At 71.2% G+C, this 25791-nt stretch carries 21 protein-coding genes; 7 read left to right on the top strand and 14 right to left on the bottom strand.

Features of this window, described 5'->3' with window-relative positions:
* Nucleotides 1–98 precede the first annotated feature (98 nt).
* Both LXM90_RS18970 and LXM90_RS18975 read left to right on the top strand, forming a co-directional pair.
* Nucleotides 99–1079 (top strand): tyrosine recombinase XerC, encoded by a 981-nt coding sequence (locus LXM90_RS18970; RefSeq protein ID WP_020093733.1) that lies wholly within the window; start codon nt 99–101, stop codon nt 1077–1079.
* Nucleotides 1080–1340: 261 nt separating this feature from the next.
* Nucleotides 1341–2090, top strand: coding sequence for a response regulator (locus LXM90_RS18975; RefSeq protein WP_020093732.1), 750 nt, complete (start codon nt 1341–1343; stop codon nt 2088–2090).
* A 158-nt stretch (nt 2091–2248) separates the two neighbouring features.
* Here the strand turns inward: LXM90_RS18975 and lpdA are convergent, their stop codons facing one another.
* The 10 genes from lpdA to gloB all read right to left on the bottom strand — a co-directional run bounded on the left by lpdA (nt 2249) and on the right by gloB (nt 14588).
* Complete coding sequence (lpdA, locus tag LXM90_RS18980; protein ID WP_234081003.1) at nt 2249–3652, bottom strand: dihydrolipoyl dehydrogenase; 1404 nt, start codon at nt 3650–3652, stop codon at nt 2249–2251.
* A 67-nt stretch (nt 3653–3719) separates the two neighbouring features.
* Nucleotides 3720–4475 carry an SDR family oxidoreductase gene (locus LXM90_RS18985; protein WP_020093730.1) on the bottom strand — a complete coding sequence of 252 codons (756 nt, stop codon included), beginning with the start codon at nt 4473–4475 and terminating at the stop codon, nt 3720–3722.
* 7 nt (nt 4476–4482) lie between these two features.
* Nucleotides 4483–5802 (bottom strand): 2-oxoglutarate dehydrogenase complex dihydrolipoyllysine-residue succinyltransferase, encoded by a 1320-nt coding sequence (odhB, locus tag LXM90_RS18990; RefSeq protein ID WP_020093729.1) that lies wholly within the window; start codon nt 5800–5802, stop codon nt 4483–4485.
* A gap of 50 nt (nt 5803–5852) precedes the next feature.
* Nucleotides 5853–6152 (bottom strand): YciI family protein, encoded by a 300-nt coding sequence (locus LXM90_RS18995; RefSeq protein WP_100252715.1) that lies wholly within the window; start codon nt 6150–6152, stop codon nt 5853–5855.
* 10 nt (nt 6153–6162) lie between these two features.
* On the bottom strand, nt 6163–9153 hold the full coding sequence (locus LXM90_RS19000) for a 2-oxoglutarate dehydrogenase E1 component (protein WP_020093727.1): 2991 nt from the start codon (nt 9151–9153) through the stop codon (nt 6163–6165).
* 173 nt (nt 9154–9326) lie between these two features.
* Nucleotides 9327–10211 carry a succinate--CoA ligase subunit alpha gene (sucD, locus tag LXM90_RS19005; RefSeq protein ID WP_010685286.1) on the bottom strand — a complete coding sequence of 295 codons (885 nt, stop codon included), beginning with the start codon at nt 10209–10211 and terminating at the stop codon, nt 9327–9329.
* Nucleotides 10212–10213: 2 nt separating this feature from the next.
* The gene (gene sucC, locus LXM90_RS19010) at nt 10214–11410 is read right to left on the bottom strand and encodes an ADP-forming succinate--CoA ligase subunit beta (protein ID WP_234081004.1); all 1197 of its coding nucleotides are present in this window, start codon (nt 11408–11410) and stop codon (nt 10214–10216) included.
* A gap of 113 nt (nt 11411–11523) precedes the next feature.
* Nucleotides 11524–12486: a malate dehydrogenase gene (mdh, locus tag LXM90_RS19015; RefSeq protein ID WP_020093725.1), complete on the bottom strand. Its 963-nt coding sequence runs from the start codon at nt 12484–12486 to the stop codon at nt 11524–11526.
* Nucleotides 12487–12887: 401 nt separating this feature from the next.
* Nucleotides 12888–13463 carry a TetR family transcriptional regulator gene (locus LXM90_RS19020; protein ID WP_012317921.1) on the bottom strand — a complete coding sequence of 192 codons (576 nt, stop codon included), beginning with the start codon at nt 13461–13463 and terminating at the stop codon, nt 12888–12890.
* 348 nt (nt 13464–13811) lie between these two features.
* Entirely contained in the window at nt 13812–14588 is a 777-nt protein-coding gene (gene gloB, locus LXM90_RS19025; protein WP_020093724.1) for a hydroxyacylglutathione hydrolase, read from the bottom strand.
* 160 nt (nt 14589–14748) lie between these two features.
* On the opposite strand from gloB, the gene LXM90_RS19030 reads away from it, so the two are divergent.
* The 4 genes from LXM90_RS19030 (at nt 14749) to LXM90_RS19045 (ending at nt 18092) form a co-directional block, all read left to right on the top strand.
* A complete protein-coding gene (locus LXM90_RS19030; protein WP_020093723.1) occupies nt 14749–15483 on the top strand; it encodes a class I SAM-dependent methyltransferase in 735 nt (244 codons plus the stop codon).
* A gap of 5 nt (nt 15484–15488) precedes the next feature.
* Complete coding sequence (locus LXM90_RS19035) at nt 15489–16202, top strand: MarC family protein (RefSeq protein ID WP_020093722.1); 714 nt, start codon at nt 15489–15491, stop codon at nt 16200–16202.
* 616 nt (nt 16203–16818) lie between these two features.
* Nucleotides 16819–17652 (top strand): ArsA-related P-loop ATPase, encoded by an 834-nt coding sequence (locus LXM90_RS19040; RefSeq protein WP_020093721.1) that lies wholly within the window; start codon nt 16819–16821, stop codon nt 17650–17652.
* Entirely contained in the window at nt 17649–18092 is a 444-nt protein-coding gene (locus tag LXM90_RS19045) for a hypothetical protein (protein ID WP_020093720.1), read from the top strand. Before LXM90_RS19040 ends, LXM90_RS19045 begins: the two co-directional genes overlap by 4 nt.
* 22 nt (nt 18093–18114) lie before the next feature.
* On the opposite strand, the gene pbpC is transcribed toward LXM90_RS19045, so the two are convergent.
* From pbpC to LXM90_RS19065, 4 genes are all read right to left on the bottom strand, one after another.
* Nucleotides 18115–20247: a penicillin-binding protein 1C gene (gene pbpC, locus LXM90_RS19050; RefSeq protein WP_020093719.1), complete on the bottom strand. Its 2133-nt coding sequence runs from the start codon at nt 20245–20247 to the stop codon at nt 18115–18117.
* 79 nt (nt 20248–20326) lie between these two features.
* Nucleotides 20327–20542: a hypothetical protein gene (locus LXM90_RS19055; RefSeq protein ID WP_020093718.1), complete on the bottom strand. Its 216-nt coding sequence runs from the start codon at nt 20540–20542 to the stop codon at nt 20327–20329.
* A 154-nt stretch (nt 20543–20696) separates the two neighbouring features.
* A complete protein-coding gene (locus LXM90_RS19060) occupies nt 20697–24110 on the bottom strand; it encodes an acyl-[ACP]--phospholipid O-acyltransferase (protein WP_020093717.1) in 3414 nt (1137 codons plus the stop codon).
* A 154-nt stretch (nt 24111–24264) separates the two neighbouring features.
* Complete coding sequence (locus LXM90_RS19065; protein WP_020093716.1) at nt 24265–24534, bottom strand: hypothetical protein; 270 nt, start codon at nt 24532–24534, stop codon at nt 24265–24267.
* A 190-nt stretch (nt 24535–24724) separates the two neighbouring features.
* Here LXM90_RS19065 and LXM90_RS19070 point away from each other — a divergent pair, with 190 nt between their 5' ends.
* Nucleotides 24725–25735, top strand: a complete 1011-nt coding sequence (locus LXM90_RS19070; RefSeq protein WP_020093715.1) for an SDR family oxidoreductase — start codon at nt 24725–24727, stop codon at nt 25733–25735.
* The last annotated feature ends 56 nt before the right edge of the window (nt 25736–25791 follow it).

Here is a 25791-nt window from a genome sequence, read left to right on the forward strand (position 1 = left end):
AGCTTGGCACGGCGCGCCGCGCGGGACGAGCCCGGCGCCGGGGACGGATTGCGACCGGCATTAAGCTCCCGGCAAGGAGGATTCGGTCGAGTGTCGCCATGAGCACGCATGCGAGCACCCGCGAGACCCAGGGCGACCGGCTGCTGTTTCCGGGGGACGCCCGCCTCCGCGACGCCGTCCTCGCCTGGATCGAGGCGCTGGCGCGGGAGCGGCGGATGTCGTCCAACACCGTCGAGGCGTACGGGCGCGACCTCCGGCAGTTCCTCCACCACCTCGCGTCCCGTCAGGGGACGCCGACGATCCCGATGCTGATCGGGCTCAAGGTGCGGGACATCCGCGGCTTCATGGCCGCGCGCCGGGCCGACGAGGTCTCCGGGCGCTCGCTGATGCGCATGCTGGCGGGTCTGCGCTCCTTCGCGCGCTTCCTCGAGCGGGAGGGCTTCGGCACCGTCTCGGCCCTGGGCGGTGTGCGCTCGCCCAAGGTCCCGCGGCGGCTTCCCCGTCCCCTGCCCGTCTCCGCCGCGGTGGCGCTGACCGATACCGCGATCCGCGCCGGCGAGGAGCGGGAGCCCTGGGTCCTCGCCCGGGACGCCGCCGTGCTGGCGCTGCTCTACGGCGCGGGGCTGCGCATCTCCGAGGCCCTGGGCCTGACCCGCCGTGACGCACCCCTGCCCGGGGTCGATCAGGTCACCGTGCTCGGCAAGGGCGGCAAGCAGCGCATGGTGCCGATCCTGCCCGTCGTGGCGCAGGCCGTGGCGGACTACGTCGCCGCCTGTCCCCTGCCGCTGCCGCCGGAGGGACCGCTGTTTCTCGGTGCCCGGGGCGGCCCGCTCTCGCCGCGCATCATCCAGTACACGGTCGCGCGCGCCCGCGGCGCCCTGGGCCTGCCCGAGAGCGCCACACCGCACGCCCTGCGGCATTCCTTCGCAACCCATCTCCTGGCGCGCCAGGGCGAACTCCGGGCGATCCAGGAACTCCTGGGCCACGCCTCGCTCTCCACGACGCAGCTCTACACGCAGGTCGACGCCGCCCGCCTCATGAGTGCCTACGCGGCGGCCCATCCGCGGGCTGGCCATTGAGCAAGATTGCTAAAAACTTCGACTTCGAGAGCCTTCATCATCGTCTATAGGCGCGTCTTCCGGTTCGCCCAGTGCAGAATCCCGCTCTTTAAGAGCTTCGTCACGATCTTCAGCCAATATGGGCAACGAACGGGATGGGGTTGGGCGGGCGTCATGGATCTTCAGGATGGGAGGGCGCCGGCACGTGTCGTAATCGCGGATTGCGATCCGGGCCGCCGCGTCTCCCTGAGAGAGATCGTCCTGCGATTCGATCCCAGCGCGGTGATCGATGAGGCGACCTCGGGTCAGGCGCTCTGCGACATCCTCCTCCGCCACCGTCCCACCCTGGCCTTCGTGGGAATGCAGCTCGACGATCTCAGCGGCCCCGAAGCCGTCGCCGTCGCGCGCCGGGCGGGTGCGGAGCCCCCCTGCCTGGTGCTGGTGGCGACCCGCGTGCTGCCGCACTGGCAGGAGATCGCCACGAGCCTCGGCGCCTACGAAGTCCTGAAGACGCCCCTCGACCCGAGCCATATCGAGCCGCTGCTCCACGCGGATGCCCGCCGTCGCGCACCGACCCGGGCCCTGCTCGCCTGCTCGACTCCGGCCGGGCGGTCGGCCATCAGCCGCGTCGTGGCGCGCAGCGGGTTCGCGATCGAGCTCGACGAGACGGATGACGGCCGCCACGCCCTCAAGCAGCTGAAGCTCGCCGCCTACGACTTCGCCTTCATCGACGTGAAGCTCGGCGGCATCGACGGGCTCGAACTGGCCTGCCAGATCCAGCCCCTCGGCCTCCCGACCCGGATCACCCTGCTGACCACGTCCGAGCTGGAGCCCGTCGCACAGGCCGGCCGCTACTTCGGCGTCGACGCCGTGCTGCGGATGCCGTTCTACGCCCGCGACATCGACCTCGCCCTGCACAACGCGCTGGGCCTGCGTCGGCCGTATCTGCTGAACGCCCTGACGGCCCCGCCCGCGCCGAGCGCGCTGCTGCGGATCGCCGACCTGCCGAATTCCAGGCGCAAGATCGCCTGACCCCGCGCCGGGCCGTCGCTCTGCGGGCCAGTCAGGTTCGAGGCGCGCGGTGTGTGACGGAACGCGAAGGCCCCCTTTCCCGCATGGGAGAGGGGGCCTTCGCGCAGGCGGTCGAGCCCGCCGAGGTAGCAATCCGCGCAGCCGTGGGCCTTGGCCCGTCAGACGTGGATGGCGCGCTTGTTGACCGCCAGCGCGGCTTCCTTGACGGCCTCGGTCAGCGTCGGGTGCGCGTGGCAAGTGCGGGCGATGTCCTCCGACGAGGCGCCGAACTCCATCGCGACCGCCACCTCGGCGATCAGGTTGCCGGCATCCGCGCCCACGATGTGCACGCCGAGTACCCGGTCGGTCTGGGCGTCGGCCAGCACCTTCACGAACCCGTCGGTGGTGCCGTTCGCCTTGGCCCGGCCATTGGCCGTGAAGGGGAATTTGCCGGCGTTGTAGGCCGCGCCGTCCTTCTTCAACTCCTCCTCGGTCTTGCCGACCGAGGCGACTTCCGGGAACGTGTAGACCACGTTCGGGATCACGCCGTAATTCACGTGGCCGGACTGGCCGGCCAGCATCTCGGCGATCGCCACGCCCTCGTCCTCGGCCTTGTGGGCGAGCATCGGGCCGGCAATCACGTCGCCGATGGCGTAGATGCCGGTGACGTTGGTGGCGTAGTGGGAATCGGTGAGGATCCGGCCCTTGTCGTCCCGCTGGACACCGACCGTGTCGAGGCCGAGGCCTTCCGTGTAGGGCGTCCGGCCGATGCAGACGAGGACCACGTCAGCCTGCAGCGTCTCCGCCGCGCCGCCCGCGGCCGGCTCGACCGTGACCGTCGCGCCGCCCTTCTTGCCGACCTCGACGCCCGTCACCTTGGTGGACAGCCTGAAGGCGATGCCCTGTTTCGTCAGGATCCGCTGGAACTGCTTGCCGACCTCGCCGTCCATGCCCGGCAGCACCCGGTCGAGATACTCGACCACGGTCACCTCGGAGCCGAGCCGGCGCCAGACGGAACCCAGCTCCAGCCCGATCACGCCGGCGCCGATGACGAGGAGCTTCTTCGGCACCCGGTCGAGTTCCAGGGCGCCGGTGGAGGAGACCACGACCTTCTCGTCGATGGTGACGCCGGGCAGGCGCGCCACGTCCGAGCCGGTCGCGATGACGATGCTCTTCGTCTCGAGCATCTGGTTGCCGCCGTCCTCGGCGATGACCTCGACGCGGCCGGCGCCGGCGATCCGGCCGGTGCCGTGGAAGGTGTCGACCTTGTTCTTCTTGAGCAGGAACTCGACGCCCTTGGTGTTGCCGGCGACGCCCTCCGCCTTGAAGGCCATCATCTTCTTGAGGTCGAGCTTCGGCGTGCCGACGTCGATGCCGAGATCGGCGAAGTGCGTGTTGGCCTCCTCGAAGGCCTCGGACGCGTGCAGCAGGGCCTTGGACGGGATGCAGCCGACATTGAGGCAGGTGCCGCCGTGCGTCGCGCGCTTCTCGACCACCGCGGTCCGCAGGCCGAGCTGCGCCGCGCGGATCGCGCAGACGTAGCCGCCGGGGCCGGTGCCGATGACGACGAGATCGTAGGACATGAGGCTTCGCTTCCGCTCGGTCGTGCCGCGTGCGAGACGGGCAGGGAATGTCAGGTGGGGCTTGGCCTCAGCGGCCGCCGCCGATGTCGAGGATGGCGCCCGTGGTGTAGGAGGCCTCGTCCGAGAGGAGCCACACGATCGGTGCGGCCACCTCCTCGGCGGTGCCGGCCCGCTTCATCGGGACGCCGGGGCCGAGACGCTCGACCCGGTCCGGCTCGCCGCCGCTGGCATGGATCTCGGTGGCGATGATGCCGGGCGCCACCGCGTTGACGCGGATGCCGTCGGCGGCGACCTCGCGGGAAAGCCCGATCGTCAGCGAGTCGATGGCGCCCTTGGAGGCCGCGTAGTCCACGAACTGGCCGGGGCCGCCGAGGCGCGCCGCCACCGAGGACAGGTTGACGATCGCGCCCCCTGCCCCTCCGCGCTTGATCGACATGCGCCGCACCGCCTCCCGCGCGCACAGGAAGCTGCCGACCACGTTGGTGGTCATCATGCGCTGCAAGCGGGCGACGCTCATGTCGGCGACGTCAGACTTCACGTCGACCACGCCGGCATTGTTGACGAGCGCCGCGAGGCGGCCGAGGCCGTCGGCCGCCTTGAACAGGGCGATGACGTCGGCCTCGTTGCCGACGTCGCCCTTCACGGCGAGCGCCCGTCCGCCCTTGGCCGCGATCGCGTCCACCACGCCCTGCGCGGCGGCGGCGTCCGACACGTAGCTCAGGCAGACGGCGTAGCCGCGCTCCGCCAGGAGGAGCGCCACCGCGCGGCCAATGCCGCGGCTGCCGCCCGTGACGATCGCGACCCTGTTCTCAGCGCTCGACATGGCTGCCTCAGAGGTCCAGCACGAGGCGCGCCGGATCCTCCAGCGCCTCCTTGACCCGCACCAGGAAGGTCACGGCCTCCTTACCGTCGACGATGCGATGGTCGTACGACAGGGCGAGGTACATCATCGGCCGCGCCTCGATCTTGCCGGCGCGGACCACCGGGCGCTCCTCGATGCGGTGCATGCCGAGGATGCCCGACTGCGGCGCGTTGAGGATCGGCGTCGACATCAGCGAGCCGTAGATGCCGCCGTTGGTGATCGTGAAGGTGCCGCCCTGCATCTCCTCGATGGAGAGCTTGCCGTCGCGGGCCTTCTTGCCGAAGCCGGCGATCTTCTTCTCAATGCCGGCGATCGACAGGTCGTCGGCGTCGCGCACCACCGGCACGACGAGACCCTTATCGGTGCCGACCGCGATGCCGATGTGGTAGTAGTTCTTGTAGACGAGGTCCTGCCCGTCGATCTCGGCGTTGACCGCCGGCACGTCCTTGAGGGCGCCGATCACCGCCTTGGTGAAAAAGCCCATGAAGCCGAGCTTCGTGCCGTGCTTCTTCTCGAAGATGTCCTTGTACTGGCTGCGCATCGCCATCACGGCCGACATGTCGACGTCGTTGAACGTCGTCAGCATCGCCGCGGTGTCCTGCGCGTCCTTCAGGCGGCGCGCGATGGTCTGGCGCAGCTTCGTCATGCGCACGCGCTCCTCGCGCGCGGCGTCGTCCGGCGCCGAGGGGGCGCGCGGCAGGGTCGGACGGGCCTCCTTGGCGGGCGCCGACGGGGCCGGCCCCTTGGCGATGGCGCCGAGCATGTCCCCCTTCGTGACGCGTCCGTCCTTGCCGGACCCGCTCACCGACGACGGGTCGACACCCGATTCCCGGGCGAGCTTGGCCACCGCCGGGCCGTTGTCTCCGACCGGGCGCTGCTGGGCCGCGGGGGCGGCGGCATCGCCGTGGTTGCCGTAGCCGGCGGACGATTCCTGGGCCGGGGCCTCGGCCTTCGCGGGCGCGGCGGCCTTCGGGGCCTCGCTCCGGCTCTCGGCCTTGGTCTCGGCGCTCTCCTTCGGGGCGGCCTTCTTGGCCGTGCCGCCGCCGGCTCCGGCCTCGACGATCGAGCCGAGCAGGGCACCGGGCTCCACGGTCTCGCCGTCCTTGACCAGGATCTCGCCGAGCTCGCCGGCCGCCGGGGCGTTCACCTCCAGGGTGACCTTGTCGGTCTCGAGCTCGACGATCGGCTCGTCGGCCGCGACCGTGTCGCCGGGCTTCTTGAACCAGCGGCCGATCGTGGCCTCGCTCACGGATTCGCCGAGGGTCGGGACGAGGATGTCGGTTGCCATGCTCTCTTCTGCCCCGCGGGGGGGCCTCCTCTGGATGTCGGGCCGCGACGTCAGCGCCGCAGGATCAGGGATGGAACGGGCGAGACGGTGTACCGGAAGCCTGCCTGCGCCATCAGGACGGGATCTGCTTCGCCGAGCGCCTCGGCCCGGGCCGCGTCGTCGGCCTCGACCAGGGCGAGGCCCCAGGTGCCGCCGGACTCGAAGACGGGTCCGACCGCGATGGCGATGCCGGCGGCCGCCTGCTCCATCCAGTAGCCGGAATGCGCCGAGAACAGCGCCTTCTCGGCCTCCGTCGCGTCGAACGGGAAGCTCGGGCGGGGCGGTTCCAGGCGGAGCAGGAAGTAGGCCATGGCCGGACGATCAGACCGCCAGGGCCTCGTTGAGGAAGGCCTGGAGCTGCGCTTGGTGCTTCGACATCTGGCCGACCGCCGTGGAGGCGGAGGCCGGACGGCCGACGTAGCGGGCGCGCTTCACCGCGGAGCCGGCCTGGCCGAGCACCCACTCGAGGTAGGGCTCGACGAAGGACCAGGCGCCCATGTTCTTGGGCTCCTCCTGGCACCAGATCACGTCGGCGTTGCGGAACCGGGCCATCTCGTTGGCCAGCGCCTTCAGGGGGAACGGGTAGAGCTGCTCGACGCGCATCAGGTAGATGTCGTTGAGGCCGCGCTTCTCCCGCTCCTCCAGCAGGTCGTAGTAGACCTTGCCGGAGCACAGCACGACGCGGCGGATCTTGTCGTCGCGCACGAGCTTGTTCTGCGCGCCCTCCTCCTCGGCGTCGTCCCAGAGGACGCGGTGGAAGGTCGAGCCCTCGGCGAGCGCGTCGAGGTTCGACACGGCGCGCTTGTGGCGCAGCAGCGACTTCGGCGTCATCAGCACCAGCGGCTTGCGGAAGTCGCGCTTCAGCTGCCGGCGCAGGATGTGGAAGTAGTTCGCCGGCGTCGTGACGTTGGCGACCTGCATGTTGTCCTCGGCGCAGGCCTGGAGGTAGCGCTCCAGGCGGGCCGAGGAGTGCTCGGGCCCCTGGCCCTCGTAGCCGTGCGGCAGCAGCAGCACGAGGCCCGACATGCGCAGCCACTTGCGCTCGCCGGACGCGATGAACTGGTCGATCACCACCTGGGCGCCGTTGGCGAAGTCGCCGAACTGGGCTTCCCAGAGGACCAGGGCGTTCGGCTCGGCGAGCGAGTAGCCGTACTCGAAGCCGAGCACCGCTTCCTCGGAGAGCATCGAGTTGATGATCTCGATCGCGGCCTGCCCCTCGCGGATGGCGTTGAGCGGCGTGAAGCGCTGCTCGTTCTCCTGGTCGATCACCACCGCGTGGCGCTGCGAGAACGTGCCGCGCTCCACGTCCTGACCCGACAGGCGGACCCGGTTGCCGTCGAGGAGCGTCGCCCCGAAGGCCAGGGCCTCGGCGGTCGCCCAGTCGATGCCGACCCCCGTCTCCACCGCCTTGGCGCGGTTGTCCATGAAGCGCTGGATCGTGCGGTGCAGGTGGAAGCCGGGCGGCGCCTGCGTGATCCTGCGCCCGATCTCCTGCAGGGTCCCGGCCGGCACGGCGGTGCGGCCGCGGCGCGGGTCGTCCACGTCCTCGTGCACGGCCTTCACGCCGGACCAGCGGCCGTCGAGCCAGTCGGCCTTGTTGGCCTTGTAGTTGTTGGCGACGTCGAGCTCGCTGTCGAGCATCCCGCGGAACTCGGCCTTGCGGGCGTCGAGCGCCTCCTGGGTGACCGAGCCGTTCTCGACGAGCTTGCGGCCGTAGCTCTCCAGCACCGAGGGATGCTTGCGGATCCGCTGGTACATCTTCGGCTGTGTGAAGGCCGGCTCGTCGCCCTCGTTGTGGCCGAAGCGGCGGTAGCACAGCATGTCGATCACGACCGGCTTGCCGAACTTCTGCCGGTACTCGACCGCGACCTTGGCGGCGAAGGTGACGGCTTCCGGATCGTCGCCGTTGCAGTGGAAGATCGGCGCCTCGACCATCTTGGCGACGTCGGACGGGTAGGGCGAGGAGCGCGAGAAGCGCGGATCGGTCGTGAAGCCGATCTGGTTGTTGATGATGAAGTGCACCGAGCCGCCGGTGCGGTGGCCCTTCAGGCCCGACAGGCCGAAGCACTCCGCCACCACGCCCTGGCCCGCGAAGGCGGCGTCGCCGTGGATCAGGAGCGGCAGCACCGTGCGGCGCTCGATGTTGGGCTTGGCCCATTGGTCCTGCTTGGCGCGGACCTTGCCGAGCACCACCGGGTCGACGATCTCGAGGTGGGACGGGTTGGCGGTGAGCGACAGGTGGACGTTGTTGCCGTCGAAGGCGCGGTCCGAGGACGCGCCCAGGTGGTACTTCACGTCGCCCGAGCCCTCGACCTCGGCCGGGGAGGCCGAGCCGCCCTTGAACTCGTGGAACACCGCCCGGAAGGGCTTGGCCATCACGTTGGTGAGCACGTTGAGCCGGCCGCGATGGGCCATGCCGAGCACGATCTCGCGCACGCCCAGCGCGCCGCCGCGCTTGATGATCTGCTCCAGCGCCGGGATCATCGCCTCGCTGCCGTCGAGGCCGAAGCGCTTGGTGCCGGTGTACTTGAGGTCGAGGAACTTCTCGAAGCCCTCGGCCTCGATCAGCTTGTTGAGGATCGCGCGGCGCCCCTCGGGGGTGAAGGAGATCTCCTTGTCCTTGCCCTCGATGCGCTCCTGGATCCACGCCTTCTCGGCCGGATCCGAGATGTGCATGAACTCGACGCCGAGCGTCTGGCAGTAGGTCCGCTCCAGGATGCCGACGATCTCGCGGATCGTGCCGAACTGCAGGCCGAGGACGTTGTCGAGGAAGATCGGACGGTCCCAGTCGGCCTCCTCGGTGAAGCCGTAATGCTGCGGGTGCAGCTCCTCGTGGTCGCCCCGCGGCGCGAGCCCCAGCGGGTCCAGCTTGGCGTGCAGGTGGCCGCGCATCCGGTAGGAGCGGATCAGCATGATCGCCCGCACCGAATCCTTGGTCGCCTGCTCCACCGACACGCCGGTGGTGGCGGTGACGCTGTCCTGCGGCTTGCCGGGCTTGGGCTCCTTGGCTTCCCGCGCGACGATCTTGTCGCCGATCGCCTTCTCCAGGGCGCCCCAGTTGCCGTCGAGCGCCGAGACCAGCTCGCCGTTGAGCGGCACCGGCCAGTGCGGCTTCTCCCAGGAGGCGCCGGCGGCGTTCTTCTCGACCAGGGTCTCGTCCTCGCCGAGCCCCTTGAAGAAGGTCTGCCACTCCGGATCCACCGAGGACGGGTTACGGGCGTAGGCCGCCTGCAATTCCTCGATGTAGGCGGCGTTGGCGCCGTACAGGAACGAGGTTTCGAGGAGCGCTTCGTTCACGTCCTGGCGTGCCATGGTGCGTCCATCCTGATCGCGCGGGCAGGCTCCCCTGCCCTCCGGGCTCCCCGTCAGCGCGGCGGAGCGCCCTCGAACCGAAACGGGGCGGGTGACCGCCCCGCTGAGATCGTCTGCACGCCCGATATGGGCGTCGCGGCCCTGCGATGGCCGCGACGCAGGCGCGCGGGCCTTTAGCCCTTCAGCACCTCGACGAGCGTCGAGCCCAGCCGGGCCGGCGACGGCGACACGCGGATGCCCGCGGCCTCCATGGCGGCGATCTTGTCCTCGGCGCCGCCCTTGCCGCCCGAGATGATCGCGCCGGCATGGCCCATGCGGCGGCCCGGAGGCGCCGTGCGGCCGGCGATGAAACCGACCATCGGCTTCTTGCGCCCGCGCTTGGCCTCGTCCTTGAGGAACTGCGCCGCCTCCTCCTCGGCCGAGCCGCCGATCTCGCCGATCATCACGATCGACTCGGTCTTCGGGTCGGCGAGGAACAGCTCCAGCACGTCGATGAACTCTGTGCCCTTCACCGGGTCGCCGCCGATGCCCACCGCCGTGGTCTGGCCGAGGCCGGCATTGGAGGTCTGGAACACCGCCTCGTAGGTCAGCGTGCCCGAGCGGGACACGATGCCGACCGAGCCGGGCCGGAAGATGTTGGCCGGCATGATGCCGATCTTCGACTCGCCGGCGGTGACGATGCCGGGGCAGTTCGGCCCGACGAGGCGCGACTTCGAGCCCGTCAGCGCCCGCTTCACCCGCACCATGTCGAGCACCGGGATGCCCTCCGTGATGCAGACGATCAGCGGCACCTCGGCGCTGATCGCCTCGCAGATCGCGTCGGCAGCGCCGGGCGGCGGCACGTAGACCACCGAGGCCTCGGCGCCGGTGGCCTCGCGCGCCTCCGCGACCGTGTCGAAGACCGGCAGGCCGAGATGGCTGGAGCCGCCCTTACCGGGGCTCGTGCCGCCGACCATCTTGGTGCCGTAGGCGATGGCCTGCTCGGAGTGGAAGGTCCCGTTCTTGCCGGTGAAGCCCTGGCAGATGACCTTGGTGTTGGCGTCGATCATCACCGACATGATCAGGCTCCCTTCACGGCGGCGACGATCTTCTGGGCGGCGTCGTCGAGGTCGTCCGCCGGGATGACGTTGAGGCCGGAATTGCGGATGATGGCCTTGCCCTGCTCGACGTTGGTGCCCTCGAGGCGCACCACCAGCGGCACCTGCAGGCCCACCGCCTTCACGGCCGCGATCACGCCGTTGGCGATCACGTCGCACTTCATGATCCCGCCGAAGATGTTGACGAGGATCCCCTTCACGTTCGGGTCGGCGGTGATGATCTTGAACGCCGCCGTGACCTTCTCCTCCGAGGCGCCGCCGCCGACATCGAGGAAGTTCGCCGGCTCCTCGCCGTAGAGCTTGATGATGTCGAGTGTCGCCATGGCGAGGCCGGCGCCGTTGACCATGCAGCCGATCGTGCCGTCGAGCGCGATGTAGGCGAGGTCGTACTTGGACGCCTCGATCTCCTTGGCGTCCTCCTCGGTCTCGTCGCGAAGCGCCATGATGTCCGCGTGCCGGTAGAGGGCGTTCGAATCGAAGGCCATCTTGGCGTCGAGGCACTTGAGGTGCCCGTCGGCGGTCAGCACCAGCGGGTTGATCTCCAGGAGGCTCATGTCCTTGGCCACGAAGGCCGCGTAGAGCTTCTCGGTCAGCGCGGCCGCTTCCTTGGCCTGGGCGCCCGACAGGCCCAGCGCCTTGGCGACGGCGCGGCCGTGGTGGGGCATCACGCCGGTGGCCAGGTCGACCGCGATCGTGTGGATCTTCTCGGGCGTGTCGTGGGCGACCGCCTCGATGTCCATGCCACCCTCGGTGGAGACCACGAAGGCGACGCCGCCCGTGGCGCGGTCGACCAGCATCGAGAGGTAGAACTCCTCGGCGATCTGGGCGCCTTCCTCGATGTAGAGGCGGTTGACCTGCTTGCCGGCCGGGCCGGTCTGGATGGTCACCAGCGTCTGGCCGAGCATCTCGCCGGCGAACTGCTTGACCTCGTCGATCGACTTGGTGACGCGCACGCCGCCCTTGGCGCCCTCGGGCGCGCCCTTGAAGGTGCCCTTGCCGCGGCCGCCCGCGTGGATCTGGCTCTTCACGACCCAGACGGGGCCGCCGAGCTCCTTGGCGGCGGCCTCGGCCTCCGACGGGTTGAAGATGGCCACGCCGCGGGAGACGGGCAGGCCGAACTCCTTCAGCACGGCCTTGGCCTGATATTCGTGGATATTCATCGGAGCCTCGTAAGGAGGAGCGAATAGGTGGCAGCGGGCGGCGCGTAGAGAAATCGAGTGATCGAGATTCGAATCTCCGACCCGCTACGCGCTGCCCGGTATCCGCTTACCGGTCAGGCGAGGCTGCTGTCGACGCCCTTGCAGGCCTCGATGAGTCCCGTCACCGAGGCGACCGACTTGTCGAACATGGTCTTCTCGGCCGCGTCGAAGGTCACCTCGAGCACGCGCTCCACGCCGTTGGCACCGATCACGATCGGCACGCCGATGAACATGCCCGTCACGCCGTACTGGCCGTCGAGGTAGGCGGCGCAGGGCAGGACCCGCTTCTTGTCGCGCAGGTAGCTCTCGGCCATGGCGATGGCGGAGGCGGCGGGCGCGTAGAAGGCCGAGCCGGTCTTGAGCAGGTTGACGATCTCGCCGCCGCCCTTGCGGGTGCGGTCGACCATGGCGTCGAGCTTCTCCTGGGTGGTCCAGCCGAGCTTGACGAGGTCGGTCAGCGGCACGCCCGCCACCGTCGAGTAGCGGGTCAGCGGCACCATGTCGTCGCCGTGGCCGCCGAGCACGAAGGCCGTGACGTCCTCCACCGACACCTTGAACTCCTCGGCGAGGAAGTGGCGGAAGCGCGCCGAATCCAGCACGCCGGCCATGCCGACGATCTTGTTGGTCGGGACGCCCGAGAACTTCTGCAGCGCCCACACCATGGCGTCGAGCGGGTTGGTGATGCAGATCACGAAGGCGTCCGGCGCGTGGGTCTTGATGCCCTCGCCGACGGCCTGCATGACCTTGAGGTTGATGCCGATCAGGTCGTCGCGGCTCATGCCGGGCTTGCGCGGCACGCCGGCGGTCACGATCACCACGTCGGCGCCCTTGATGGCGGCGTAGTCGCTGGCACCCGCGTAGGTCGCGTCGAAGCCCTCGACCGGGGCGGCCTCGGCGATGTCCAGCGCCTTGCCCTGCGGCACGCCGTCGACGATGTCGAACAGCACCACGTCCCCCAGATCCTTGAGGCCGGCCAGAAGGGCCAGGGTGCCGCCGATCTGGCCGGCGCCGATGAGCGCGATCTTGTTGCGAGCCATGTCGGATGTGTCTCCGCTGCGTTCGACTTCGGTGATGCGTTGCGCGAGGCCGGAGCCGCTCGTCCGTCAGGGTCCGAGGCCGGATTCGCCACTCTGAAATCTGCGCGGCTGTGTGGCCGAAAAGCACCGTGGCTTCAACCCGATGAGGGCCGCGCGGGCGGCGCGTCCGGGCCATCGGATCGCCCTCGAGCGTCCCGACGGTGCCTCCGAAACGTCAACGTCGCGAGTGTTTTAGGTGCAGTGCACCCTGGCGCGGGACGGCCGCGAAGCCGCGATGACAGATCTGGAATCCTGTCATTTCGGGTCGCGGCGGGCGGCGTGCGGCGCGGGAGGGCGCACGAAATACGAAGGCCCGGACGGTCTGTCCGGGCCTTCGAGAGAGCCTGTGGGTACGCGTAGGATCAGAGGATGCCGGAGCGCAGGACCCGCTGGATCGCGTGGATGACGGCCCCGAACCGGGCCTCGATCAGGTCGCGCGGCACCTCGGCATCGTGCTGGATCGCCAGCGGATGCGTGAAGCGGTAGCTCGCGTCGAAGATGTAGGCGATCGCCCGTTCCCGGTCCCGGGCCGAGAAGATCCCGGAGGTGATGCCCTCCTCGACCACGCGCTCGACGAGGCTGCGCAGCCGCACGCGGTGCCGCCGGGCGATCGGCCGTGCCGAGACGGTGGCGTCGAGATGGACCGCGAACAGGTTCGGCTCGTCGAACAGGGCGTCCCGCTGGACCGTCGCGAGGGCGGTCAGGAGGCGCTCGATCTTGTCGTCGGCGGGATCGGGCGCGTCGGCGATGCCGGCGAGCCGGGCTTCGACCTCGCGCAGCCAGCGGCCCGCCACCGCGTCGAGGAGCGCGTCCTTCGACGGGAAGTAGCGGTACACGTTCGCGTGCGTCATGCCGGCCTCGGCGGCGACGGCCACGACGGTCACGCGCTTGGGCCCGAGCCGCGAGAGGTGCTCGGTGGCGATCCCGAGGAGCCGCACGTCGGCCGCGACCGGCGCCCGCGGGCGGGCGGGACTGGCCGCCTCACCGCTCTCGCGGAGTGTGCCGGATTCGGCGTCGGCGACGGTGATCTTGGCCTTGGCGCTGAGCGCCTCCTCCTTGGACCCGTCGGACTCTGGCTTGAGGAAAGGAAGCGGAAGGCGGGAAGTGGACAGGTGGTAGGGCGAGACGGACCCCCATCATACCGGCTGAAGCGTCCCGGCGCTTCGCGTTGACGTTACGGCTTCCCCCCGGGAGCCCGGTTACCTGAGCGGATTAGGACCGCTTAAACACCCCTATGTGTCAGTTTGCCTTGAGAAGGCAACAAATTTTTCTCGTTATCACCTGCGTCAGAAGCGGTTCTTCCACGCCCGTAAGGCGACGAACACCGACTCGGGATCGCTTTCCGGCGGAAGGTCGACGGATCGCGCCAGGGCCGGCTGCCCGCTGCGCAGGAACGGGTTTGTCGCCCGCTCCGCACCCATGGTCGACGGGATGAGGAACCGCCCCTCCGCCTGGGCGCGCTCGGCCTCGGCGAGGCGCTTCCTCAGCTCCGGGTTGTCCGGATCGGCCGCCTGGGCGAAGCGCGCGTTGGAGAGTACGTAGTCGTGGCCGCTGAAGACCCGCGTCGCGTCGGGCAGGTCGTCGAAGCGCCGCAGGGAGCGGTAGAGGGTCTCGGGCGGGCTCTCCATCACGCGCCCGCAGCCGAGGGTGAACAGGGTGTCGCCGGCGCAGACGAGGCCGGCTTCCGCGAACCAGTAGGTCACGTGGTCGGCGCAGTGGCCCGGCGTCTCCCAGACCTGCGCCCCGAGGCTGCCGACCGTGACCGTGTCGCCCTCCCGCACGGTCACGTCCACCTGCGGGACCGCGTCGCCGGCCCTGGCGGGGGCGACCACACGGGCACCGGTCGCCCGCTTCACCTCCGGGATACCCTCGACATGGTCGGCGTGCCGGTGGGTCACGAGGATGTCGGTCAGCCGCCAGCCGGTCTCGTCGAGGGCCCGGAGGACCGGTCCGGCCTCCGGCACGTCGATCGCCGCGCAGGCGCCGGTCTGCGGATCGCGGATCAGCACGCCGATGTTGTCGCTGCGGCAGAGGAAGGTGCGAATCTCGGTCTCGGCGGCCATCGGACGGGGTCTCCCAAGAACGCGAACGGGCGCGAAGCGGCGCGAAATCTGTTGCCGTGAACAGGTGATGGTCCGGCGAGGTTCCTCCGGCGCTTGCCGCGCGGCGCGCGGCTCACCATTGGTTACGACGACCGTTCCGTCCGCGATCTCCTGTCCCTCCATGCGCCTCGACGTCAACGGCTTGCGGGCCTTCTACGCCAGCCCTCTGGGCCGCACGACGCACCGCGTGGTCGGCCGCGCGCTCCACGACTTCCTCGGCTCGGTCTCGGGGCTGCGCGTCCTCGGGATCGGCTACGCGACGCCGTATCTCGGGCCGGTCCACTGCATCGCCGAGCGCACCCTCGCCTTCATGCCGGCCTCGCAGGGCGTGGTGAACTGGCCGGGCACCGGGCGCTCCTGCGCGGCGCTCGCCGATCCCACCATGATGCCGCTGCCGGAGGCCGCCATCGACCGGGTCATCCTGGTCCACGCCCTCGAATCGGTGGAGAGCCCGACGGAGCTGCTGCAGGAGGTCTGGCGCACCCTGACACCGGGCGGTCGCATGATCCTCGTGGTGCCGAACCGCCGGGGCGTCTGGGCCCGCCGGGAGGCGACGCCCTTCGGCCACGGCCAGCCCTACAGCCGCTCGCAGCTCGGGCGGCTCATGCGCGACACGCTGTTCTCGCCGGTGAGCTGGGCCGAGACCCTGTACATGCCGCCGGCCCGCTCGCGCCTGATGCTGCGCACCGGGCCCGCCTGGGAGTGGATCGGCACCGGCCTGTCCCTGCCCTTCGCGGGCCTGCACGTGGTCGACGCGACGAAGCAGCTGTACCGGCCGGTGGCCGTCCAGCAGGTGCGGCGCGCCCGCCGCCTCGCGCCGGCCCGGGTGCTGGTGCCGGCCCCCTCCCCGGGTTGACCCCGATGAGCCTCGACTTCACCACCCAGCAGTTCCTGCTCGCCCTGTCCGCGCTGTTCTCGATCGTGAACCCGGTCGGGGGCGCCTTCATCTTCGCGCAGGTGGCGGGCGCCTTCAGCCACGCCGAGCGCGTGCTGCTGTCGCGCCGGATCGGCGTCTACGCCGCCCTGGTGATGCTCGGCGCCCTCTGGGCGGGCACGCCGATCCTGAACTTCTTCGGCGTCACCCTGGGTGCGCTGCGCATCGCCGGCGGCCTCGTGGTCATGTCGTCGGCCTGGACCCAGCTGAACCGGCCCGAGGCCCGGGAGGCGCGCAAGCAGGCCGAGGCCTCCGGGTCGGCGGGCCGCGGCCCGGCCCCCGCGGAGCCGCCGGGCGACCCGGCGCCCGGCCCCCTCTCCGACATCGCCTTCTTCCCCCTGACGCTCCCGTTCACCACCGGGCCGGGGACGATCGCGGTCGCCATCACCCTGGGGGCCAACCGGCCGGAGGCCTACGCGGAGCGCTTCGGTTTCTACATCGGCGTCACGCTGGCAGCCCTCGCGGTCGCCGCCACGGTCGCGGTTCTCTACGCCTCCGCCGACCGGGTCGTCGCCTTCATCGGCCCGGCCCGCGCCCGGGTGATGGGCCGCCTCTTCGCCTTCCTGCTCCTATGCGTCGGGACCCAGATCCTGGTGAACGGCATCATCGACGTGTTCGCGCCCCTCGCCGCGGCGCGGTGACGACCGGGTCACCGCCGACAGGGCCGGGCAAGGCCCGCATCCCAGGTGACCCGCGCGGATTCCGGCCGGCCGAATCGATCGAATTGCGGACGATGTCCGGGATGTTGTGTGTTCATCCAGATATAATAGTCGTACTTCGCTCATAATTGTATATTTTATAAATATAAATTTTCATTAACGATCTCATTCTAGAGCATTCGTCGAGAAGAGATCCGATTTTTCGAGGCTTGCGTCCTCCATAGGTCCGAGCATGATCATGCATGGCCCTCGGCCGCGGCGAGGAAGACTTGCGGCCGGAGCCGTCGGCGAAGCGGGTCCAGCAACGGAGTGCAGATCGTGGCGACGGACGTCATCGCGGAACCCGAGCGTCGGCCGTCCGCATCCGGGCCTCGAGCACGAGGCGGCCGCGCCTCTGGCGACCCGTGCACGACCGGATCCCGCGCGTGATGCGACCGGCATCCCGGGCGCGCCGTCGAGCCGGCGCGCGCCGCGTCCCGCCCACGCGGGCCGTGCGGCCCGGCCCGAGCCCGTGAACCCCCGAGATCCCGCAGCCCGGTGCCGCGCGCGGAGCGCGCGTCCGGCGGCCACCCCGCGCGTATCAGCAAGGAGACACCGCATGACCGACACGACGCAGAGCAAGGTTCCGGCCTGGTACAGCCCGGACGAGATCCAGGACATCCAGCGCGATCTCCTGGGCGCCGCCGCGAAGGTTCTCGTGCTCTGCCTCGGCGGCAAGGGCGGCGTCGGCAAGACGACCATCGCCCTCCAGGTGGCCGATCTCTGCGCGGAGGTCGGTCCGGTGCTGGCGATCGACACCGACCCGGCCAACCGGCACTTCCACACGGCGCTCATGCAGGAGACCACGCCCGGCAGCGACAACTTCGTCCCGCGCCGTCCCGGTATCACCGCCATCCGGCAGCGGCTGCGCGCCGAGGACAGCACGGGCCGCGTCGACCCGACCCTGTGCCAGGACCTGATCGAGCGCGTGACCGAGGCGGCCGAGCGCCTCGTCGTGGTCGACTTCCCGGCCGGCGACACCGAGACGACCCGTCGGTGCACCGAGATCATCGTGGAGAGCTGCCGGGAGGCGAATGTCCGCCTCGCCGTGGTCGTCGCGGCCGGCGCGGTGGATCCCACAGCATTGGAGGTCCTGCGCGAGCTCCGGCCCATGCTGATCGAGTGCGACCGGGCGATCCTGGCGAAGAACACCGCCCAGGCGACCAATTTCGACTATCTCGAATCGTCCGACCTCGTGCGATCCCTGCGGAAGCAGTCGAACTTTCGCGTCATCGAGATCGAGCGGATCGGCGAGCGGCTGATCGAGGCCCTGCGGGTGCAGAACACGACCTGGCAGGCCTTGGCGAACAGCGCGCCGATGCGCCTGCGGGTCGAGGGCCGCCGCCTGCGGCGCAACTTTCACGCGGCGTGGCGGGATGCCCTCCGGCCGTGACCAACCTCGAGCGGTTCTACCGGTCGGTCCACGGCCGCGATCTCCAGCCCTGGGAGCGTCAGCTCGCCGTGCGGATCGCGGCCGCTCTCAACACCACGACGGACGACGACTTCGTCGTCCACCTGCTGCTGGTGTACATGTCCACCAACGCCATCACGAACATGTACAACGAGCTGGTGGCGGCGCGGAACGGTCTCGCCGAACACAACCGGGACCTCATCCAGGCGCTCACGGCCGATCTGCGGCGCAACCGGCTGATCGCCGCCGTGCTGCTCGGCGCGGCCGCGCTCGGCGTGCTCGTGAGCGTCGGGATCCTCTCCACCGTCCTCAGCCTGTCTTACGGGTCCGCGGCCAGCGCGACGCGCCTCGCCGCGGCGCTGGAATCCTGCGAGGCGCGCGGCCCGGCCGGCGCCCAGCGCGGCCTCGGGATCGGCCGCTGAGCCGAGGAAACCCGCCGTCGGCTCACTCGAGGCGGACGGACACGCTGTCGCTGGCGCCGGTCGCGTCCAGGACCGAGATCCGCGCGAAGCCCGCGCCCCCCGGGGCCCACTCGGCCTTCCGCCGCGGCGTCTGCACGACCGGCTGACCGTCGACCAGCCAGGTGAGCGGCGGCACGCCGCCCAGGGCCTTGAGGGCGAGACCCGGGCCGCCCGCCGCGGCGCCGTGCCGGTCCACCGCGAGGCCGAGATCGATCCGCGCCCCGTCCGGCGGATAGGCGATCCGCAGCGCCGGTCCCGCCGCCTCGGCCGCCTCGCGCCGCAGGTGCCGCAGCGGCGGCGGCAGGCCCGCCGTCCCGACCACCAGCGCGTCCCGCGGCTGGGGGACCGGCTCGGGCTCGATCCCGAGGCGCGCGAAGGCGTCGAACAGGATCGGCGCCGCGACGGTGCGGCCCACGAGCCCCGGCACCGCGGCGCCGTCCGGGCGCCCGGCCCAGACGACGATCGTCGCGTGGCGGTCGAAGCCGGCGGCCCAGGCGTCGCGGTACCCGTAGGAGGTGCCGGTCTTGTAGGCGATGCGGTTCGGCAGTGCGTTCTCCGGTGGCGGTGTCCCGCGCAGGATGTCGGCGACGTACCAAGACGCCACGGGCTCGGCGACGCGGTGCCGGGATTCGGCCGCGACCCCGTCGGCGCGGCGCAGCAGGTCCGGAACCGCGCCGCCGCGGGCGAGCCCCGCGTAGAGCCGGGCGAGGTCGGTGACCGTGATGCCGAGGCCGCCCAGCGCGACCGGCAGCCCCGGGGCCGCCTCCCGCGGGAGCTGGATCCCGGCCCCGGCGGCGCGCAGCCGGGCGATGAAGCGGGCGGGACCGACCGCGTCCATCAGCTCGACCGCCGGCACGTTCAGCGAGAGCTGCAGGGCCCGCCGGGCCGTGACCGTGCCCTGGAAGGTCAGGTCGAAATTCTCCGGCGCGTAGCTCGCCGAGAAGCGCGCCGGGCGATCCTCCAGCAGGGTCTCGGGATGCGCGAGACCGTCCGCGAAGGCCATGGCGTAGACGAAGGGCTTCAGCGCGGAGCCGGGCGAGCGCACCGCCAGGGTCATGTCGATGGCGCCGCGCCGGGCGGGGTCCAAGTAGCCGGCGCTGCCGACCTGAGCGAGCACCCGGCCGTCGCGGTTGTCGAGGACGAGGATCGCGGCCGAGAGGTCCGGGCCGGCGGCGGCGGCGCGCTCGGCCGCCAGGGTTTCCAGCCGCTCCTGCAGGCGCCCGTCGATCGCGAGGCGGATCGTGGCGGCACCGGGATCGGCCGCCACCGCCTCCTCGGCGGCGTGCGCCGCGAGCATCGGGAACGGCTTGCGCGTCGTCGGCACCGGCTCGGCCCGGGCGGCCTCGGCCTCCGCCGTCGTGAGGATGCCCCGCGCGACGGCCACCGCCAGGACCCGGTCGCGGGCGGCGCGGGCGCGCTCGGGGAACCTGTCCGGACGGCGGGTCTCAGGCGATTGCGGCAGGGCGACGAGCAGGGCCGCCTGCGCGGCGGTCAGCCGGACCGGCTCGCGCCCGAAATACGCGACGCTCGCCGCGCGCACGCCCTCCAGCGGGCCGCCGTAGGGGGCCAGCGCCAGGTAGAGGTCGAGCAGCCCGGCCTTGCCGAGGCGCCGCTCCAGCGCGACCGCCCGCACCATCTGGCGGAGCTTGGCCTCGAGCGACCGCTCGCGCCGCGGCTCGACGAGGCGCGCCACCTGCATCGACAGGGTGGAGGCGCCGGACACGATGCGGCCGCGCGTCAGCCACTGGCCGGCGGCGCGCAGCACCGCGGCCGGGTCGATGCCGGGATGCGCGGCGAAGCGGCGATCCTCGTAGGCGAGCAGCATCGCCCGGTAGCGCGGATCGACCGCCTCCGCGGTGACCGGCAGGCGCCAGCGCCCGTCCGCGGTCGCGAAGGGGCGCAGCAGCGTGCCGGACCGATCCAGCACCACCGTCGAGCGTGATTCGGCCGCGGCCAGGTCGAGGGGCGGTAGCGCGTCGGCGTAGCGCCAGAGCGCGGCAGTGCCGGCCCCCAGGAGGCCGAGACCGAGCGCCGTCGCCCCGAGCGCCGCGCGCAGGCCCCTCGCCCGCTTCCGGGGAGGCGCCGACGCGCGCGGATCCGACCCGTCGTGCGGCACGCATCCTCCCGGTCTCGGCTCCGACGGCGCAGGATCCCGTGTTCCCGCGCGCCCGGCAAGCCCCCGGCGGAGCCGGCCTCTAGGCCGTGCCGACGCCCCGCAGGTCCTCGAAGGCGGGTCGATCCGGCCGATTCATCCGGATCGGGAACGGCACGACGTTGGAGGGCATCGCGGCTGCCGGTGTCTCAGGGGGCTGCGCCGCCTTGCGCGCCTTGCCGGGCTTCGCCCAGCGCTCGATCCGCTTGAAGTAGGTCCGCCTCGCCAGCCAAGCCGGAACTCGCCTGCCCTTCCGCATGATCTGTCCCTCGCCGTTGCGTACCGAGTCCCCCTCAGACCCGCGCCCCGAACGCGTCAAGCGGTTCGAATCACGGCTGTATTCACGATACGAGCGGATCCCGGGGAGCACCGCATCCCCCGTTTGGGTGACGCGGGAGGCCCGGCCGCGACCGTCAGGCCGCCGCGTTCTCCTTCGCCCGCTCCAGCGCGAGCTTCGTGACGGCCACTTGGTCGACCTTGCCGGTGCCGAGCATCGGGATCGCGTCCAGCACCACCACCTCGGCGGGGATCGCGACGTCGGAGGCGCCGCGGCCCTTGGCGAAGCTCTGGTAGGCGGCCCGGGTCGCGCCCTTCTCCTGCGTGAACAGGATCAGCCGCTCGCCCTTGCGGGCGTCCGGCACCGCCGCCACCGCGCTCGGACGGTCGGGCCACAGTTCGGCGGCCAGCGTCTCGATGCCGGCGAGCGACACCATCTCGCCGGCGATCTTCGCGAAGCGCTTGGCCCGACCCTTGATGGTGACGAAGCCCATCGGGTCGATCGCCACGATGTCGCCGGTGTCGTGCCAGCCGCCCGGCGGCGGCTCCAGCACGCCGGGCTTCTCGGCGCGCAGGTAGCCCAGCATGATGTTCGGCCCGCGCAGGGACAGGCGGCCGCCCTCGTCGATCCCCGGCACCGGCTCGAGGCGGGTCTCGATGCCGGGCAGGATCCGCCCGACCGTGCCGAACCGGTTGAACATCGGCGTGTTGAGGGCGACAACCGGCCCGCACTCGGTGACGCCGTAGCCCTCCAGGATGCGCAGCCCGAACTTCTCCGCCCAGGTCTTCCGGGTGGTCTCCTTCACGGCCTCGGCGCCGGCCACGACGTAGCGCAGGGAGCGCAGGTCGTAGGAATGGGCCGACCGGGCGTAGCCCGTGAGGAACGTGTCGGTCCCGAACAGGACGGTGCTGTTCGAGCCGTAGATCAGCTCCGGCACGATCCGGTAGTGCAGCGGCGACGGATAGAGGTAGACCGGCACCCCCGAGACCAGGGGCAGGACCAGCCCGGCGGTGAGCCCGAAGGCGTGGAACACCGGCAGGACGTTGAACACCTTGTCCATCGGGCCGAAATCGATCCGGGCCGCCACCTGCGCCACGTTGGCGAGCATGCAGCGGTTGGCGAGCACCACGCCCTTCGGCGTGCCCTCGCTGCCCGAGGTGAACAGCACCGCCCCCGGATCCTCGCCGGCGCGCGCCACCAGGGGGCGGCGCGGCGCCAGGAGGCCGCGGATCTTGTCCCCCGTCGTGATGCCGGCCCGCACGTCCTCCAGGTAGATCAACTCGACCGAGCCGCGGATCGCCTCCACGAGCGACCCCAGCCGCCCCTTCTCGATGAAGGCCCGGGAGGTCAGGATCTTGCTGACCTCCGCGGCCCGGCAGGCCGAGAGCACGTTGGCGGGGCCAGCGGAGAAATTGATCATCGCCGGCACCCGGCCCGCGGAGGCGAGGGCGAACAGCGTCACCGCGGCGCCGTTGGCGTTCGGCAGCATGACGCCGATCCGGCCGCCCACGGGCGCCAGCGGCATCAGCTTGCGGCCGAGGATGTTGGCGCCCATCACGAGCCGGCTGTAGCTGAGGCGGCCGCCGACCGGATCCTCCAGGGCGTTGCGGCCCCAGCCGTGGCGCTCGCCCGCCTCGATCAGCGCCGCCATCAGGCCGCGGTCGATATCGGCGGTGCGGAACACGAGGTCCGACATGATCCCGTAGAGGGCGGCGCCCGCCGCCTGCCGCCGCGCCTTGCCCTTGAGCGCGGGGTCCACGGTCAGCCGCACCGGCGGCATCACCGTCACGGTCACCTTGGGCCACCAGCGGCGGCGCACCTGCCCGCGCGACAGCCGCGAGAAGACGGTGCGCTCCAGGCCGTCGAGCTTCACCGGGACGACCATCGCGCCCGACTTGTCGGCGATCAGCCCGGCGCCGTCGTAGACCTTCATCAGGCTGCCGGTGACCGTGAGCCGGCCCTCGGGGAAGATGATCAGGGTCTCGCCGCTCTTGACCGCGTTGATCAGCGTCCGGGTGGCGAGCGGCCGGGTCGGGTCGAGCGGCATCGCCTTGGTGATGCGCAGGAACGGGCGCACCCACCAGCGCTGCGCGATCCCGCTATCGATGGCGAAGACCGGCTCCTGCTCGAGGAGCGACAGCGCGAGCGGCGCGTCGAGGAACGAGACGTGGTTGAGGGCGATGATGGCGTTCGGGCCGGCCGCCGCGAGGTTGTCGAAGCCTCGGACCTCCAGCCGGTAGAAGGCCCGGAACAGGATCGACAGGAAATCGCGGAACGGGCTCGTCGGCAGGGTCGCGAACACGAGCGCGCCGACGATCAGGTTCAGCACCGCCACCACCGCGAGGAGGCTCGCGATCGTGAGGCCCGCGCCCTGCAGCGCCGCGAGCGCCAGGGTGCCGGCGACCATGAAGGCTGCCGTCATGACGTTGACCGCGCCGATGATCCGGGCGCGCATCGCCTTCTCGGCCCAGGCCTGCACGGCCGCGAAGGACGGGACGATGTAGAGGCCGCCGGAGATCGCGAGACCGAGGAAGTCGATCCCGGTGCGCAGGCCGTGGCCGGTCTGCAGGAAGCCGAGGGGGCCGATCGGCTCCGCGGGCGGCGCCGGCAGGTGGCCGACCGTCCAGGCGAGGTCGAGGCCGAACAGGCCCATCAGCACCGCGCCGACCGGCGTCGGCAGCAGCACGATCCGGCCGCTGGCGAGCCACGAGGCGAGGCCGGAGCCGACCGCGATGCCGATCGAGAACAGCGCCAGCAGCAGCGTGATCACCGTCTCGGTGCCGTTGAAGGCGCCGCGCACCAGTACCGGCAGCAGCGACAGCACCACCACGCCGACCAGCCAGAACCAGCTCACCGTGAGCGAGCCGCGCCACAGCCGCGTGTCGGCCCAGAGGTCGCGCAGCAGCGCGTAGGTCGAGCGGGCGACGTTCGGGTCGACGCGCAGGTCCGGGGCGCCCTCGCCGGTCGCCGGGATCATCCGGGCCGAGAGCCAGCACAGGACGGCGAAGCCCATCACCAGGACGCCGAACACGAGTCCCGAGCCGCCCATCGCCGAGGCCGCGCCGGCCGCGATCGTGCCGAGCAGGATCGCCAGGAAGGTCGCCGCCTCCACGAGGGCGTTGCCGGCGGGCAGCTCCTCGCGCCGGAGATGGTCTGGCAGGATCCCGTACTTGATCGGGCCGAACAGCGCCGCGATCGTGCCGAACAGGCCGAGCGCCACGAACAGAACCGGGATCGAGTGCAGGAGGAAGCCGAGCACGGCGGTGCCGGCCGCGAAGATCTCGGCGAACTTGAGCCGCCGCGCCATCAGCGCCTTGTCGTAGCGGTCGGCCCACTGGCCGCCGAGACCCGACAGGATGAAGAACGGCCCGATGAACACGGCGCTCGCGAGCGTCACAAGGACGCCGGCATGGGCGTCCGCCTGGCCGCCGATCCCGAACAGGATCAGGAAGGCGAGCGCGTTCTTCAGGAAATTGTCGTTGAACGCCGAGAAGAACTGGCACCAGAACAGCGGCGCGAAGCGCCGCGCAGACATCAGGGTACGGAACATGGCGATCTCTCGGTTCCGAACCTGACTGGCCCACGAGAGACCGTCAGGTCAAATCGGACCGAGGCGAACGCACAGGGATCGCGGGGGCCGCGCGGCCGGGCTGTGTGGACCGGCACGGCTCAACGCCGCCCGGCCGTGGATCCGCTCCCGCGCGTCAGGCCTTGTGGACGAGCCGGCCGCGCCGCGCGACGGCGGCCCCGGCATGCCGGGCGATGAAAGCGTGGAGGGAGGCGCCGAGATCGTAGGACCAGTACACGTGGGCCGCGAGCGTCGTGAACACGAGGAGCGCGGCCCCGACCGCGCAGGCCGGCACGAGCAGCAGGCCGGTCAGGACCATCCCGACGGCGGTCCGCTCGGCCAGGGACGCCTGCGGCCAGGGATCGATCGGGAGCGAGAAGAGGGAGAAGCGTCGTCCAGTGCGCATGGCTGCGACCCTCGATGGTTCGGCATGACGCGGTACAGGCAGTCAACAGCGGCCGCGGTCGGACGTTGCGTCCCGGTCCGCGAAATCGGCGTCGCGATCGGTATCCCCGTGACGTTCCGGCCCAATCGGGCGGCGCAACCGAGCGCGCTGCACCGTGTTGCCGGTTCGGTCTGTCGCGGATGAGGTCGGTATGGCACGGGTTGCGGTCGTTACGGGGGGCACGGCCGGAATCGGGCTCGCCACCGCGCATGAATTCGCCGCGCGCGGCTGGTCGGTCGCAGTGATCGCGCGGGATCCCGGCCGTCTCTCCGCGGCCGAGCGGGCGCTCGCCGCCTACGGCCAGCCGGTGCTGGCGATCGGCGCCGACGTCGCCGACCCGGAGGCCGTGGACGCGGCCGCCGAGCGGGTCGAGCGCGAGCTCGGCCCGATCCGCGCGTGGGTGAACAATGCCATGTCGACGGTGGTGAACCCGGCCGACCGAATCACCCCGGACGAGTACCGGCGGGTGACCGAGACCACCTATCTCAGCCAGGTCTACGGGACGCTCGCCGCCCTGCGTTACATGAAGCGGCGCGACCGCGGCGCGATCATCCAGGTCTCGTCGGGCCTCGCGATCCGGGCGGCGCCCCTGCAGGCGCCCTACTGCGCGGCCAAGTTCGCGGTCTCGGGCTTCACCGACGCCCTGCGCTGCGAGCTGCTGCACGACCGGGTCAATGTCAGCCTCAGCGTGATCTACCTGCCGGCGGTCAACACGCCGCAGTTCAACTGGGCGCGCAACCGCACCGGCCACCGCCAGTACGCGCCGGACCCGGTCTTCGACCCGCGGCTCTGCGCCGACGCGATCCTGTACGCGGTCGAGCACCCGCGCCGGGAGGTCTGGGTCGGCCGGTCCTCGGTGATGATGGCGGCCGCCCAGGCGCTGGCGCCGGCGCTCGCCGACCGCAAGGCCGCCTCCATGTGGTCGGCCCAGCTCTCCGACGAGACCATCCCCGAGATGGCGGGCAATCTCGAGGCCCCCGTGCCCGGCCCGGCCGGGATCGACGGGCGCTTCTCCGGTCGGACCAAGGCGAGCCGCGCCGAGTTCGTCACGAGCCGCACCCGCGACGTCGTGGTCGGCGGCCTCGTCGGCTTGGCCCTCGTCGGCCTCGCCGGCACCGTCCACGCCGCCCGGTCGGCGCGCCGCCTGCCCGGGCGGACCTGACGGCTGTAACCGACCGCGCCGCCTGTTACACCCGTTCCGGTTGATAGGCGTGCCGC

Source organism: Methylobacterium oryzae (assembly GCF_021398735.1).
GTDB lineage: Bacteria > Pseudomonadota > Alphaproteobacteria > Rhizobiales > Beijerinckiaceae > Methylobacterium.